Consider the following 13945-nt stretch of genomic DNA (forward strand, 5'->3'; position numbering starts at 1 on the left):
GAGGTCCCCGCGGATCATGAGGCGGCCCGTGCGGGCAGGTCCGGACCGGCCGGGACGTGTCCCGAGGCCGCCTTGAGGGTGAGGACCATGGTGAGGCCTCCGCCGGGGGTGTCCTCGGCGTCCAGCGTGCCGCCCATCGACTCGACGAAGCCGCGGGCCACCGCGAGGCCCAGGCCGACTCCGGCTCCGCGCGGGGCGTCGCCGTAGCGCTGGAAGGGCTCGAAGATCCGTTCCTTGGCCTCGTCGGGGACGCCCCGGCCGCCGTCGGCCACCCGTAGCTCGACCCGGGCGCCCAGCGCGCTGGCGGCCACGGTGACGCGTTCGCCGTCGGGGCTGTACTTGACCGCGTTCTCGACGATGTTCGCGACGGCCCGCTCCAGCAGCCCGGGGTCGACGGCGACCATGGGCAGCGTTTCGGGGATGTCCAGCTCGACGCTGTCCTCGGGGACGCCGCCCAGGGCCATGGGCACGACTTCGTCGAGGTCGATCTCGCGGATCAGCGGGGTGACGGTGCCGGTCTGGAGGCGGGACATGTCGAGGAGGTTGCCGACGAGATGGTCGAGGCGGTCGGCCCCGTTCTCGATGCCTTCGAGGAGTTCGGCCTCGTCTTCTTCGGACCAGGCGACGTCGTCCGAGCGCAGGGAGCTGACGGCGGCCTTGATGGCGGCGAGGGGGGTCCGCAGATCGTGGCTGACGGCGGCCAGCAGGGCGGTCCTGATCCGGTTCCCCTCGGCGAGTCGGCGGGCCTTCTCGGCCTCACCGACCAGGCGCTGGCGGTCCAGGACGACGGCGGCCTGGGCGGCGAAGGCACCGAGTACCCGACGGTCCTCGGCGGGCAGCACCCGGCCGGAGAGGGCCAGGGCCATGTGGTCACCGACGGGCATGTCCACATCGGCGTCCTCGGGCCGCGCGACCGGCGCCGGGCCGACGCTTCCGGCGCACGTCCACGGCTCGACGTCGCTCTGCCGCTCCAGCAGGGCCACGGACTCCATGCCGAAGGTCTCGCGGACCCGGTCCAGGATCGCGCCCAAGGTGGTCTCGCCGCGCAGCACACTGCCGGCCAGGAAGGAGAGGATCTCGGACTCGGCGCGCAGCCTGGCGGCCTGGTGGGTGCGCCGGGCCGCGAGGTCGACGACCGAGGCCACCGCCACGGCCACCGCGAAGAAGATCACGATGGCGACGAAGTTCTCGGGGTCCTGCACGGTCAGGGTGTGGGTGGGCGGGGTGAACCAGTAGTTCAGCAGCAGCGATCCCACGGCGGCGGACGCGAGGGCGGGCCGCAGTCCGCCGAGCAGGGCGGCGGCGACGGTCATGAAGAGGAAGAGCAGGACGTCGTTGGCGAGCCCGGGGCCGTTCTCCATGCCCTTGAGGAGCAGGGCGAGGAGCACCGGTCCCCCGACTCCGGCCAGCCAGCCCCAGATGATGCGGGCCCGGCCCAGCCGGGCGCCGCGGGCGATGGGAAGGCCGCGCCCCTTGGCGACTTCGTCGTGGGTGACGATGTGGACGTCCAGGTCGGTGCCGGAGTCGCGGGCCACGGTGGCGCCGACGCCGGGTCCGTAGATGTACTGCCAGGCCTTGCGGCGGCTGGAGCCGAGGACGATCTGCGTGGCGTTGACGCCCCGGGCGAATTCGAGGAGCGCGGAGGGTATGTCGTCGCCGATGACGTGGTGGAAGGTGCCGCCGAGGTCCTCGACGAGCGTGCGCTGGACGGTCAGTTCCTTCGGCGAGGCCGACGTCAGTCCGTCGCTGCGGGCGATGTAGACGGCGAGGATCTCGCTGCCGGAGCCCTTGGCCGCCATCCGGGAGGCGCGGCGGATGAGGGTGCGGCCCTCGGGACCGCCAGTGAGCCCGACGACGATGCGTTCGCGGGCCTGCCAGGTGGTGCGGATGTTGTGCTCGCCGCGGTACTGCTGGAGGTACTCGTCGACCCGGTCGGCGACCCAGAGCAGGGCCAGCTCGCGCAGGGCGGTGAGGTTGCCGGGACGGAAGTAGTTGGAGAGCGAGGCGTCGATCCGGTCCGGCTTGTAGATGTTGCCGTGGGCCATCCGCCGACGCAGGGCCTGGGGCGACATGTCGACCAGTTCGAGCTGGTCGGCGCGGCGGACGACTTCGTCCGGCACCGTCTCGCGCTGGCGTATGCCGGTTATGGACTCGACGACGTCCCCGAGCGACTCCAGGTGCTGGATGTTGACGGTGGACACGACATCGATGCCGGCCTGGAGGAGTTCCTCGACGTCCTGCCAGCGCTTGGCGTTGCGGGAGCCCGGCACGTTGGTGTGCGCGAGTTCGTCCACCAGGGCGACGGCCGGGGCCCGCTCCAGGACGGCGTCGACGTCCATCTCGCTGAACACCGCGGAGCGGTACTCGATCTCGCGGCGCCGGATCTGCTCGAGGCCGTGCAGCATGACCTCGGTGCGCGGGCGGTCGTGGTGCTCGACGAGACCGACGACGCAGTCCGTGCCCCGCTCGACCCGGCGGTGCGCCTCGGAGAGCATCGCGTACGTCTTGCCGACGCCCGGTGCCGCACCGAGGTAGATCCGAAGTTTGCCGCGCGCCATGGCCCCATCGTCTTTCCGAAACCGGGCTCTGTTCGCCGAGACCGGCGGCGGCCTGTGCGGCAGCCACCGTCGAAACTACCCCGTGGATTTCCGTCATATCGGGCGAGGGGGGCTGACACGGTCCCTTTTGACGTCATTCTGACGCCCGGGCGGCGGGGGCGCGGGCGCCCTCGTCCCTGCCCGGCGACGGAGGGTCGCGGGCGCCCTCGTCCCTGCCCGGCCGGCCGAGGGTCGCGAGCGCCCTCGTCCGTGCCTGCGGCAGCGGGGCGCCCGGTCAGTGCTCGATGATGTGCCCGTCGCTGAGCTCCAGGACCCGGTCGGCGAGGCCGAGCAGCTGGGCGTCGTGGGTGGCGACGAGTGCGGTGACGCCCTCGCTGTGGACGACGGCGCGCAGCAGTTCCATCACCGCGAGACCGGTCTCCGCGTCGAGCTGTCCGGTGGGCTCGTCGGCGATGAGGAGGGCCGGCCGGTTGGCGAGCGCGCGGGCGATCGCCACACGCTGCTGCTGGCCGCCGGAGAGCTCACCGGGCCGCTGGGCGGCGTGATCGGCGAGACCGACCAGGGACAGGAGCAGGGACACCCGCTCCTCGCGCTCGCGCGGATCGGCCTTGCGTAGCCGCAGGGGTACGCCGACGTTCTCCGCGGCCGTCAGGATCGGGAGCAGCCCGAACGACTGGAAGATGAAGCCGATCCGGTCGCGGCGCAGCTCCAGGAGCCCGTTCTCGCCGAGCGAGGAGAGGTCCGTGCCGTCGACGGTGATCCGCCCGCTGTCGGGGGTGTCGAGGCCGCCGACCAGGTTGAGCAGGGTCGTCTTGCCGGAACCCGATCGTCCCTTGAGCGCGACGAGCTCGCCGCGCGGCACCTCGAAGGACACCCCGCGCAGCGCGTGCACGGCGCCGGCGCCGGAGCCGTACGAGCGGTGCAGGTCCTCGATCCGGACCATCGGCCGCTCGGCGACGCGCACGCCGCTGCCCCCGCTCGCGGCCGTGGCGGCGGTGTTCTCGGTCATGTCGCTCCCCCGTATGTCCTTCTGTCCTTCGGTCTCCCGGCCGACAGTATGTGCAGGTGACACGGGACGGGGCAATGCCCGGGTCCGGCCGGGGGGGCGGACCCGGGCATGCGGTGCGTTCAGCGCGTTCCCCTGTCGTTCACCAGGTCGCGCAGCGCGATGTTGAGCCGGAGGACGTTGACGCGGGGCTCGCCGGCGAAGCCGAGGATGCGGCCGCCGGTGTGGTGGGCGACGAGCTTCTCGACCTGGGCGGCGTCGAGGTGATTGCGTGCGGCGACGCGGTTCACCTGGAGCTGTGCGTAGGCCGGGGAGATGTCGGGGTCGAGGCCCGAGCCGGAGGAGGTGACGGCGTCGGCCGGCACCTGGGACGGGCTGACGGGGTGGCCGGGCACGGAGTTGTCCTTGACGACGGCGGCCTTGGCGGTGGTGACCCAGTCGATGAGTTCCTCGTTGTCGGCGGAACGGTTGGTCGCGCCGGAGAGGATCAGCGAGTACCGGGTGTTGACGCTGTTGGTGCCGAGGCCGCGGGAGGGGCGGGGCTGGAACCACCTGAGGTCGGGGGCCGCGGTCTCCTGGCCCCTCTTCAGGGGCAGGTCGTAGCGCTGACCGATGAGTTCGGAGCCGACGACCTTGCCGTTGGCCGTGATCTCGGACCCGTTGGCGTGGCCGGGCATGAGTCCCTGAGCGACGCCGGTGACGGCGAGCGGGTAGATGACGCCGCAGACCAGGGTCAGGACGAGCAGGGCGCGCAGTCCCGCCCAGAGCAGTCGGGCGGAGTTTCCTACGGAGTTGTTCATGGCAGGTCAGCCGATTCCGGGGACGAGGGAGAGGACGAGGTCGATGATCTTGATGCCGATGAACGGGGCGATCAGCCCGCCGAGCCCGTAGACACCGAGGTTGCGCCGGAGCATGGAGTCCGCACCGCTGGGCCGGTAGCGGACGCCCTTCAGGGCGAGCGGCACCAGCGCGACGATGATCAGCGCGTTGAAGATCACGGCGGACAGGATCGCGGAGCGCGGTGAGGACAGGTCCATGATGTTGAGCTTGTCCAGGCCCGGATAGACCACGGCGAACATCGCGGGGATGATCGCGAAGTACTTCGCGACGTCGTTGGCGAGGGAGAACGTGGTCAGCGCGCCCCGGGTGATCAGCAGCTGTTTGCCGATCTCCACGATCTCGATCAGCTTGGTCGGGTCGGAGTCCAGGTCCACCATGTTCCCGGCCTCCTTGGCGGCCGAGGTCCCGGTGTTCATGGCCACGCCGACGTCGGCCTGGGCGAGCGCGGGGGCGTCGTTCGTGCCGTCGCCGGTCATCGCGACGAGCCTGCCGCCCGCCTGCTCCCGCCTGATGAGGGCCATCTTGTCCTCGGGGGTGGCTTCGGCGAGGAAGTCGTCGACGCCCGCCTCCTCGGCGATGGCCTTCGCGGTCAGCGGGTTGTCGCCGGTGATCATGACCGTGCGGATGCCCATCCGGCGCAGCTCACCGAACCGCTCCCGCATGCCCTCGTTGACGACGTCCTTGAGGTGGATGACGCCCAGCACCCGGGCCCCCTCGGCGTCCTCACGGGCCACCAGCAGCGGGGTGCCGCCGGCCTCGGAGATGCGGTCGGTGAGGGCCTGCGCGTCCGGGGGGACGCTGCCGCCCCGCTCCTTCACCCAGGCGACGACCGATCCGCTCGCGCCCTTGCGGACCCTGTGTCCGCCGGCGTCCACGCCCGACATCCGGGTCTGGGCGGTGAAGGCGACCCACTCGGCTTGGGCGAGCTCGCCCCGGTGGCGTGCGCGCAGCCCGTACTTCTCCTTGGCGAGGATCACCACGGACCGGCCCTCGGGCGTCTCGTCGGCCAGCGAGGAGAGCCGGGCGGCGTCCGCCAGTTCGGACTCCGTCACTCCCGCGACGGGGAGGAACGCGGCGGCCCGGCGGTTGCCGAGGGTGATGGTGCCGGTCTTGTCGAGCAGCAGCGTGGAGACGTCGCCCGCGGCCTCGACGGCCCGCCCGGACATGGCGAGCACATTGCGCTGGACGAGGCGGTCCATTCCGGCGATGCCGATCGCGGAGAGCAGTGCGCCGATGGTGGTCGGGATCAGACAGACCAGCAGGGCGGCCAGGACGATCATGGACTGCTCGCTGCCGGCGTAGATCGCGAACGGCTGCAGGGTGACGACCGCGAGCAGGAACACGACGGTGAGGGACGCCAGCAGGATGTTGAGGGCGATCTCGTTGGGCGTCTTCTGCCGGGCCGCGCCTTCGACCAGGGCGATCATCCGGTCGATGAAGGTCTCGCCCGGCTTGGTGGTGATCCTGACGACGACGCGGTCGGAGAGCACCTTCGTACCGCCGGTGACGGCGCTGCGGTCGCCGCCGGACTCCCGGATGACCGGGGCCGACTCGCCGGTGATCGCGGACTCGTCCACGCTCGCGACGCCCTCGACGACGTCTCCGTCGCCCGGGACGATGTCCCCGGCCTCGCAGACGACGAGATCACCGACGCGCAGCCCGGTGCCGGGTATCCGCTCCTCGCCGGCGCCGGTGACCCGGCGGGCGACGGTGTCCGTCTTCGCCTTGCGCAGGGTGGCGGCCTGGGCCTTGCCGCGGCCCTCGGCTACCGCCTCCGCCAGGTTGGCGAAGAGTGTCGTCAGCCACAGCCAGACGGCGATCGCCCATCCGAACCAGTCCGTCGGATCCAGTGCCGCGAGCACGGTGGTGAGCACCGAACCCACCAGCACCACGAACATCACCGGCGACTTGACCATCACCCGTGGGTCGAGTTTGCGTAGCGCGTCGGGGAAGGAGGCGAGCAGCATCCCGGCATCGAACAGCCCGGCGCCGACGCGCTCTTCGGGAGCGGGCCCGGCCGGCGTGTCCCGGTGCGGTGCGCGGGCCGGAGTGACTGTGGACATCGCGTCCTCTTGCTTCGTACGGATGGTCATGACGCCAGCCCCTCGGCCAGCGGCCCCAGAGCGAGGGCGGGGAAGTAGGTCAGACCGGCGATGATCATGATGGTGGCGACCAGCAGCCCGCTGAAGAGCGGTTTGTGGGTGCCGAGGGTGCCGACCGTCGCCGGTACGGGCCGCTGCCCGGCGAGCGAGCCGGCCAGGGCCAGGACGAACACCATGGGCAGGAACCGGCCGAGCAGCATCGCGAGCCCGGTCGTGGTGTTGAACCACTGGGTGTCCGCGTCGAGCCCGGCGAACGCCGAACCGTTGTTGTTGGCGGCGGATGTGTAGGCGTAGAGGATCTCCGAGAAGCCGTGCGCGCCCGAGTTGGTCATCGATTCGACCGGGGTGGGCAGGGCCATCGCCACGGCGGTGAAGCAGAGCACCAGGGCCGGTGTGATGAGGAGGTAGCAGGCGGCGAGCTTGATCTCGCGGGTGCCGATCTTCTTCCCCAGGTACTCCGGGGTGCGACCGACCATCAGACCGCCGAGGAACACCGCGATGACCGCCATGATCAGCATCCCGTAGAGGCCGGAGCCGGTGCCGCCGGGGGCGATCTCGCCGAGTTGCATGCCGAGCATCGTGAGGCCGCCGCCGAGCCCGGTGAAGGAGGAGTGGAACGAGTTGACCGCGCCGGTCGAGGTGAGGGTGGTGGCCACCGCGAAAATGGACGAGCCGCCGACGCCGAAGCGGTTCTCCTTGCCCTCCATCGCCCCGCCCGCGATGTCGAACGCGGGCCCGTGGTGGGCGAATTCGGTCCACATCATCAGCGCGGTGAAGCCGAGCCAGATGACGCCCATGGTGGCGAGGATCGCGTACCCCTGCCTGAGGGAGCCGACCATGCGGCCGAAGGTGCGCGTGAGGGCGGAGGGGATCACGAGGATCAGGAAGATCTCGAAGAGGTTGGAGAGCCCGTTCGGATTCTCGAAGGGATGGGCCGAGTTGGCGTTGAAGTAGCCGCCGCCGTTCGTGCCCAGCTCCTTGATGGCCTCCTGGGAGGCGACCGCGCCGCCGTTCCACTGCTGCGGCCCGCCGGTGAACTGCCCGACCTCGTGGATGCCGGAGAAGTTCTGGATCGCTCCGCAGGCGACCAGCACGAGCGCGCCGATCACCGCGATCGGCAGCAGGATCCGCACCGTGCCGCGCACCAGGTCCGCCCAGAAGTTGCCGAGTTCACCGGCACCGGTGGCCGCGAAGCCCCGTACGAGTGCCACCGCGACGGCGATGCCGACGGCGGCCGAGACGAAGTTCTGCACCGCCAGGCCGCCGGTCTGCACGACGTGGCCCATGGCCTGCTCGCCGTAGTAGGACTGCCAGTTGGTGTTCGCGACGAACGAGGCCGCCGTGTTGAACGCCTGGTCCGGGTCGATCGAGGAGAAGCCGAGGGAACCGGGCAGGGCGCCCTGGAGCCGCTGCAGCAGATACAGGAAGAGGACGCTCACGGCGGAGAAGGCGAGAACGGCGCGCAGGTAGGCGGGCCGGCGCATCTGCGTGGTCGGGTCGGCGCCGATGGCCCTGTAGATCCACCTCTCCACCCGCAGATGGCGGGTGGAGGTGTAGACGCGGGCCATGTGGTCGCCGAGCGGGCGGTACGCCAGACCGAGCGCCACGACGAGCGCGAGGACCTGGAGCACACCGGCGAGGACGGGGCTCATAGCGGGCTCAGAACCTCTCCGGGTACAGAAGGGCGAGGACGAGGTAGCCCAGCAGGGCCACGGCCACGACGAGGCCGGTCACGTTTTCGGCACTCACAGCTTCGCCACCCCCTTGGCGACGAGTGCCACCAGCGCGAAGAGCGCGATCGTGGTGACGACGAAGGCCAGATCGGCCATCGGATGCTCCTGGATGAGGTGCGGATTTCTCGGACCTCCTGAGCAAACCTCCCGCCCGCACCCTCATGACCTGCGTTGATGACTTCCTTACGGGAAGGGCCCCGGCCTTGACGGCGTCTGTACGTGCCCGATACGCGCCCCATACGCCCCCACCGCCCACGCAAAGAGCCGGTGGCCCGTACCCCTGCGAAGGGGTACGGGCCACCGGCCGGTGCTTACGGGGTGCGGGTCAGCGCACCTCGGTGATCTCGGGGCCGCGCTGGAGGCCCGCCATGCCACCGGAGAACTTGGAGCCCTCCTGCTCCTCCTGCTGAACGCCCTCGGGAACCATCTGGGCGTCGTTGGGGAGCTTGAGGACGATCGGGTCGCGCGGGGCCATCGGGCCGTCACCGCGGACGACCACGGTGTCCCGGAAGACCGTCTCCAGGAGACCGGCGGCCTCGGGCTGCACGGCGCCCTGCCCGGAGATCACTCCGCGCAGGAACCAGCGCGGGCCGTCGACGCCGACGAAGCGCACCATCTGCACGCCGTTCGCCCCGTCCGGGAGCTGTACGGGGACCTGCGCGCGCAGCTCCCAGCCCAGGGGGCCCTCGACCTCGTCGATGATGCCGCCCTGCTGGGTGATGCCGGAGGCGATCTCCTCGCGGACCTCGCCCCAGATGCCCTCCTTCTTGGGGGCGGCGAAGGCCTGCAGCTGGATCGCGCTGTCGCGCAGGACGACCGTGGCGGCGACGATCGCGTCACCGGCGACCTCTACGCGCAGCTCCATGCCCTCGACACCGGGCACGAAGATGCCGCCCAGGTCGACCCGGCCCTCGCCGGGCTGGGAGACCTCGGAGATGTCCCACGGTCCGTCGGGCCGCGGCGCCGGCGGAAGGTTCGTCCGGCGCGATCCGCTCCGGGCGTCATCGAGCCCGTCGACGACCTGCTCGGCCTCGCGCGCTTCGTCCGCCGTGTCATCGGCGGAACCACTGTTCTTGCGACGTCCGAACACGTCACTTTCCTTCCCGGTCGGATTCGACCGAAGCGTAGCTGTTCCCGCCCTGGGGAACCCCGCCCCGGACGCCATCAACATCAACGGCGGCATGACCGCCGGTGGACCCGAAGCCCCCTTCGGCCCGCGCCGAACCGGGAAGCTCCGACACTTCGTGGAAGCGCACCTTCTCGACCTGCTGCACGACCAGTTGGGCAATCCGGTCGAACCGTTCGAACCGCACGGACTCGCGCGGGTCGAGATTGATGACGATCACCTTGATCTCTCCACGGTACCCGGCATCCACCGTCCCCGGGGCATTCACGAGGGCGACTCCGCAGCGGGCGGCGAGGCCGGACCGGGGGTGCACGAAGGCGGCGTACCCGTCCGGCAGCGCGATCGACACCCCCGTCGGCAGCACGGCCCGCTCGCCGGGCGCCAGCTCGGCGGCCTCCGTGGTGACCAGGTCGGCCCCGGCGTCGCCAGGATGCCCGTACGCCGGAATCGGCACGTCGGGGTCGGTCCGGCGGATGAGGACGTCGACGGGGTGGCGCATCAGGGGTTCACCTCGAAGGCCCGGGCGCGCTTGACCTGGTCCGGGTCGGACATCGCCGCGCGGATCTCGGCCGGGCGGCCGTTGTCGATGAAGTGGTCGACCTTGACCTCGATGAACAGGGCCTCGGCACGGACCGCCACGGGTCCCTCCGGGCCGCCGATCCGGCCGGTCGCCCGGGAGTAGATCTTCCGCCCGTGCACGGCGGTGATCTCGGCGTCGAGGAACAGCACGGTGTCCACCGGCACGGGGCGGACGAAGTCCGTCTCCAGCCGGCCGGTCACCGCGATCACGCGCAGCAGCCAGTTCAGCGAGCCGAGCGTCTCGTCCAGCGCGGTGGCGAGCACCCCGCCGTGGGCGAGGCCCGGGGCGCCCTGGTGCGCGGCCTGGACGGTGAACTCGGCGGTCACGCCGACGCCCTCGCCGGCCCGCGCCTGGAGGTGCAGTCCGTGCGGCTGCCCGTCGCCGCAGCCGAAACAGTGTTCGTAGTGCGCGCCGAGCAGCTCGCCGGGTGCCGGGGCGTCGGGATGCCGGACCGGTTTCACCGCGTCGGCGGGGGGCTTCAGGGCCGCAGATGTTCCACTCACAGGCGCAGACCTTACCCGCGCGGCTACCCGCAGGTCGCGCCGTGCCAAGCTTGGGTTCATGCAGCCTCCCACCGCGCCGTTCGACGAACGTCTCACCGCACCCCGTTCGTGGTGGCTGATCGCCGCCCTGGTCGGTGTCGCCTGTGCGCTGATGCTCCTGCCGCTGGGCACCCTGCCGCTGCTCGCCGGGCTCGCGGGCGGCACCGCGCTGTCGGCGGTGGCGGTCAGTTCGTACGGCTCCGCACGGATCCGGGTGGTCGCCGGAGCTCTCGTCGCGGGCGATGCGCGGATCCCCGTGTCGGCTCTCGGCGAGGCCGAGGTGCTGGACGCCGAGGAGGCGCGCGCCTGGCGCTCGTACAAGGCGGACACCCGGGCCTTCATGCTGCTGCGCAGCTACATCCCCACGGCGGTGCGCGTGGAGGTCACGGATCCCGGGGACCCGACGCCGTACGTCTATCTGTCGACGCGTGAGCCGCAGGCGCTGGCGGCGGCCCTGAAGGCGGCGAACCCGGCCTGAGGGCTGTCCGCCTCAGGGTTCCTCGTTCGGATCCGGGGCGGTCTTCGGAGCCTCGGCGGCCGGCGGGTACTCGGTCGGGACCGGGTACGGGCTCTCGGGGCGTTCCAGCGGGGGAAGCTCCGTCAGGCGGTCCCAGGGGACCTGTCGCGCGCGCAGGTCCTTCCTGACCCGGTCGGCGAGCTTCCTGGTGTCACGCCGGTTCATCATCGCGCCCACGGCGGCGCCGATCATGAACGGGATGAGGTTGGGCAGATCGCGCGCGGTGCGCTTCATGATCTGCTGGCGCAGCTCGCGCTTCATCTGGCCGCCGAGCGCCGCGTTGACCGTCGTGGGGTGGCCGACGTCGATCCCGCGCTCCTGGGTCCAGGACGTGAGGTAGGCGGTGGAGCGCTGGGCGATGTTGCCGGGCGGGCGCAGGCCGTAGACCTCGTGCAGCTCCGCGACGAGCTTCATCTCGATCGCGGCCACGCCGGTGATCTCCGCGGCCAGCTCGGCGAGCATGGCGGGCGGTACGGGCATCATGGCCGCCGCGCCGATTCCGGCGCCGACGGTCGCGGTGGCCCTGCTGGCGCCGGCGATGAGCCGGTCGGCGACCTCCTCGGGCCCCAGGCCCGGGAAATGCCTGCGCAGCGTGGCGAGGTCGCGTACAGGGACGCGGGGAGCGATGTCGATGATTCTGTCGGCGATATGACCGATCGCCGCCTTGGCGCTCTCCCCGCCCTTGCGTACGCCCCGTTTCACTGATTTCAGACGGCCTGCCCCGGTCACGGGCTCCGTCCTGCCGACCTGTCCGGCCCTGTCGGCCGCGTCGGCCTCCGCTGCCGCCTCGATGGCCGCGACAGCTGCTTCGACTGCTTCGAGCGAGGCCGGGCGGCCTCGCTCGTCGTCCTGTTCGCCCGGCGTGGGTGGCAGGGCGGACCGCTCGGCAGGCGCTGCTACGCCCTTTGCCGGGCCTGTACCGCCCTGTTGCGCCTCCGGCGCTTCCTTGCGCCGGGAGCGCCGCTTCCGGAACGGTGTGTCCCCTGCCACGGCCGACCGGACCTCAGTCGCAGTCGCGGCAGATCGGCTGGCCGTTCTTCTCGCGGGCCAGCTGGCTGCGGTGGTGCACCAGGAAGCAGCTCATGCAGGTGAACTCGTCGGCCTGCTTGGGCAGGACCCTTACGGCCAGTTCTTCGTTGGACAGGTCTGCGCCGGGCAGTTCCAGTCCTTCGGCCGCGTCGAATTCGTCGACGTCGACGGCGGACGCCGTCTTGTCGCTCCGGCGAGCCTTGAGCTCTTCAAGGCTGTCCTGATCGACGTCGTCGTCGGTCTTGCGTGGGGTGTCGTAATCCGTTGCCATTGTCGCTCTCCCCCTCTGGGTGTCTGCGGTGTCTCAGCGCTCGTAACGCGTGAGAGGCCGGACTTGTGCCCGACCCGAGGCGGAGATTTTGCCTCACATCAAGGTCTGTTACTCAATCGACACCCAAAAGGACCGCTCGAGAGTGATCGGCTTGGGTGGCGATGGGGACCGTACACGGTCCCGGCGGCACTGTTCGCCAGCGCCACCCCGTGTACTTCCCGTGATACCGGGCCCCGAAAACCCGACTTTTACCGGTTTTCCGGTGGGATCCCTGATCACGGAGCGTGGACGGGCGAAAAATCGCTCCTGTGATCGATCACACACGGCCTCTCCGGGATCGAGTCCCGAAAATTCCGCTCAAAGCGAACAAAAATAATCCGTTCGCATCTCGCCCTTCCCAGCTTCTCAGACAGGCAGTGAGACGCGCATCACAAGACCACCGCCCTCGCGGGGCTCGGCGATGATACGGCCTCCGTGAGCGCGCGCCACGGAGCGCGCGATCGACAGGCCGAGGCCGACCCCCTTGTCGCTGCCCGTTCGCTCCGTACGGAGCCGCCTGAAGGGCTCGAAGAGGTTGTCGATCTCGTAGGCGGGGACCACCGGTCCGGTGTTCGTGACGACCATCAGGGCCTGCCCCGGCATCAGCTCGGTGCTGACCTCGACCCAGCCCTCCTCCGGGACGTTGTAGCGCACCGCGTTCTGGACGAGGTTCAGCGCGATCCGCTCCAGCAGGACGCCGTTGCCCTGGACGACGGCCGGGGCCAGCTCGGCCCGCATCTCCACGCCCTTCGCCTCGGCCTCGCCCCGGGCCTGGTCCAGCGCCCGGGAGGCCACCTCGGCCAGGTCGACGGGCTTGCGCTCGACGATCTGGTTGTCGCTGCGGGCGAGCAGCAGCAAGCCCTCCACGAGCTGCTCACTGCGTTCGTTGGTGGCCAGCAGCGTCTTGCCCAGCTGATGGAGCTCCGGCGGCGCCTCGGGGTCGGAGAGGTGGACCTCCAGCAGCGTGCGGTTGATCGCCAGCGGGGTGCGCAGCTCGTGCGACGCGTTCCCGACGAACCGCTGCTGCGCGGTGAAGGCCCGCTCCAGCCGGTCCAGCATGTCGTCGAAGGTGTCGGCCAGCTCCTTGAACTCGTCGTCCGGCCCGTCCAGCTCGATGCGGCGGGACAGGTCGGTTCCGGCCACCCTGCGGGCGATGCGGGTGATCCGGCCCAGCGGCGAGAGCACCCGCCCCGCCATGGCGTAGCCGAAGGCGAAGGCGATGACGCTCAGGCCCACGAGGGCCAGCAGCGACCGGTTGAGGAGCGTGTCGAGCGCCTGCTGGCGCTGGTGGTTGACGCAGGAGTTCATCGCCGCGTTGACGGCGCTCGGCGAGGTGCCCTCCCCCAGCAGGTTGCAGACCTCGCTGGACACATGACCGTCGACGATCTTGAACGGCAGTTCGCTGCCCACGTGCAGGGCCTGGGCCGCCAGCATGTAGATGATCGACAGCAGCAGAATGCCGGCGATCAGGAACATGCCGCCGTACAGCAGCGTGAGCCGTATCCGGATGGTCGGGCGCAGCCAGGGGTACGGGGGCTCCTGCTGCTTGGGCTCCCAGGTGGGTTTGGGGGGCGCCGACGCGGGCGGCGGGACGGTGGGCAC

General features: G+C 70.8%; 13 protein-coding genes. 1 reads left to right on the forward strand and 12 read right to left on the reverse strand.

Translation table 11 applies throughout. The features are described from left to right. Positions 1-14: 14 nt before the first annotated feature. The 9 genes from E6R60_RS19130 to E6R60_RS19170 form a co-directional block, all read right to left on the reverse strand. Positions 15-2558: a sensor histidine kinase KdpD gene (locus E6R60_RS19130; protein ID WP_136327810.1), complete on the reverse strand. Its 2544-nt coding sequence runs from the start codon at positions 2556-2558 to the stop codon at positions 15-17. A gap of 274 nt (positions 2559-2832) precedes the next feature. After that, a complete protein-coding gene (locus E6R60_RS19135; protein WP_136327811.1) occupies positions 2833-3567 on the reverse strand; it encodes an ABC transporter ATP-binding protein in 735 nt (244 codons plus the stop codon). A gap of 119 nt (positions 3568-3686) precedes the next feature. Next, positions 3687-4364, reverse strand: coding sequence for a potassium-transporting ATPase subunit C (locus E6R60_RS19140; RefSeq protein WP_136327812.1), 678 nt, complete (start codon positions 4362-4364; stop codon positions 3687-3689). Between the two features lie 6 nt (positions 4365-4370). Beyond that, positions 4371-6467, reverse strand: a complete 2097-nt coding sequence (gene kdpB, locus E6R60_RS19145; protein ID WP_136327924.1) for a potassium-transporting ATPase subunit KdpB — start codon at positions 6465-6467, stop codon at positions 4371-4373. Between the two features lie 26 nt (positions 6468-6493). Next, complete coding sequence (gene kdpA / locus E6R60_RS19150; RefSeq protein WP_136327813.1) at positions 6494-8158, reverse strand: potassium-transporting ATPase subunit KdpA; 1665 nt, start codon at positions 8156-8158, stop codon at positions 6494-6496. A gap of 7 nt (positions 8159-8165) precedes the next feature. Continuing rightward, a complete protein-coding gene (gene kdpF, locus E6R60_RS19155; RefSeq protein WP_136327814.1) occupies positions 8166-8255 on the reverse strand; it encodes a K(+)-transporting ATPase subunit F in 90 nt (29 codons plus the stop codon). Positions 8256-8564: 309 nt separating this feature from the next. Next, positions 8565-9329 (reverse strand): DUF3710 domain-containing protein, encoded by a 765-nt coding sequence (locus E6R60_RS19160; RefSeq protein WP_136327815.1) that lies wholly within the window; start codon positions 9327-9329, stop codon positions 8565-8567. A gap of 1 nt (position 9330) precedes the next feature. Further along, positions 9331-9864 carry a dUTP diphosphatase gene (gene dut, locus E6R60_RS19165; protein WP_136327816.1) on the reverse strand — a complete coding sequence of 178 codons (534 nt, stop codon included), beginning with the start codon at positions 9862-9864 and terminating at the stop codon, positions 9331-9333. Further along, on the reverse strand, positions 9864-10448 hold the full coding sequence (locus E6R60_RS19170) for a PaaI family thioesterase (protein ID WP_136327817.1): 585 nt from the start codon (positions 10446-10448) through the stop codon (positions 9864-9866). Before E6R60_RS19170 ends, dut begins: the two co-directional genes overlap by 1 nt. A 58-nt stretch (positions 10449-10506) precedes the next feature. Here E6R60_RS19170 and E6R60_RS19175 point away from each other — a divergent pair, with 58 nt between their 5' ends. Then, positions 10507-10965 carry a DUF3093 domain-containing protein gene (locus E6R60_RS19175; RefSeq protein ID WP_136327818.1) on the forward strand — a complete coding sequence of 153 codons (459 nt, stop codon included), beginning with the start codon at positions 10507-10509 and terminating at the stop codon, positions 10963-10965. 12 nt (positions 10966-10977) lie between these two features. On the opposite strand, the gene E6R60_RS19180 is transcribed toward E6R60_RS19175, so the two are convergent. The 3 genes from E6R60_RS19180 to E6R60_RS19190 all read right to left on the reverse strand — a co-directional run bounded on the left by E6R60_RS19180 (position 10978) and on the right by E6R60_RS19190 (position 13945). Next, positions 10978-11994 carry a hypothetical protein gene (locus tag E6R60_RS19180; RefSeq protein WP_240802621.1) on the reverse strand — a complete coding sequence of 339 codons (1017 nt, stop codon included), beginning with the start codon at positions 11992-11994 and terminating at the stop codon, positions 10978-10980. A 13-nt stretch (positions 11995-12007) separates the two neighbouring features. Beyond that, positions 12008-12304 carry a DUF4193 domain-containing protein gene (locus E6R60_RS19185; RefSeq protein ID WP_003965732.1) on the reverse strand — a complete coding sequence of 99 codons (297 nt, stop codon included), beginning with the start codon at positions 12302-12304 and terminating at the stop codon, positions 12008-12010. A gap of 405 nt (positions 12305-12709) precedes the next feature. After that, a complete protein-coding gene (locus tag E6R60_RS19190; protein WP_136327819.1) occupies positions 12710-13945 on the reverse strand; it encodes a HAMP domain-containing sensor histidine kinase in 1236 nt (411 codons plus the stop codon).

Source organism: Streptomyces sp. A0642 (assembly GCF_004795105.1).
GTDB lineage: Bacteria > Actinomycetota > Actinomycetes > Streptomycetales > Streptomycetaceae > Streptomyces.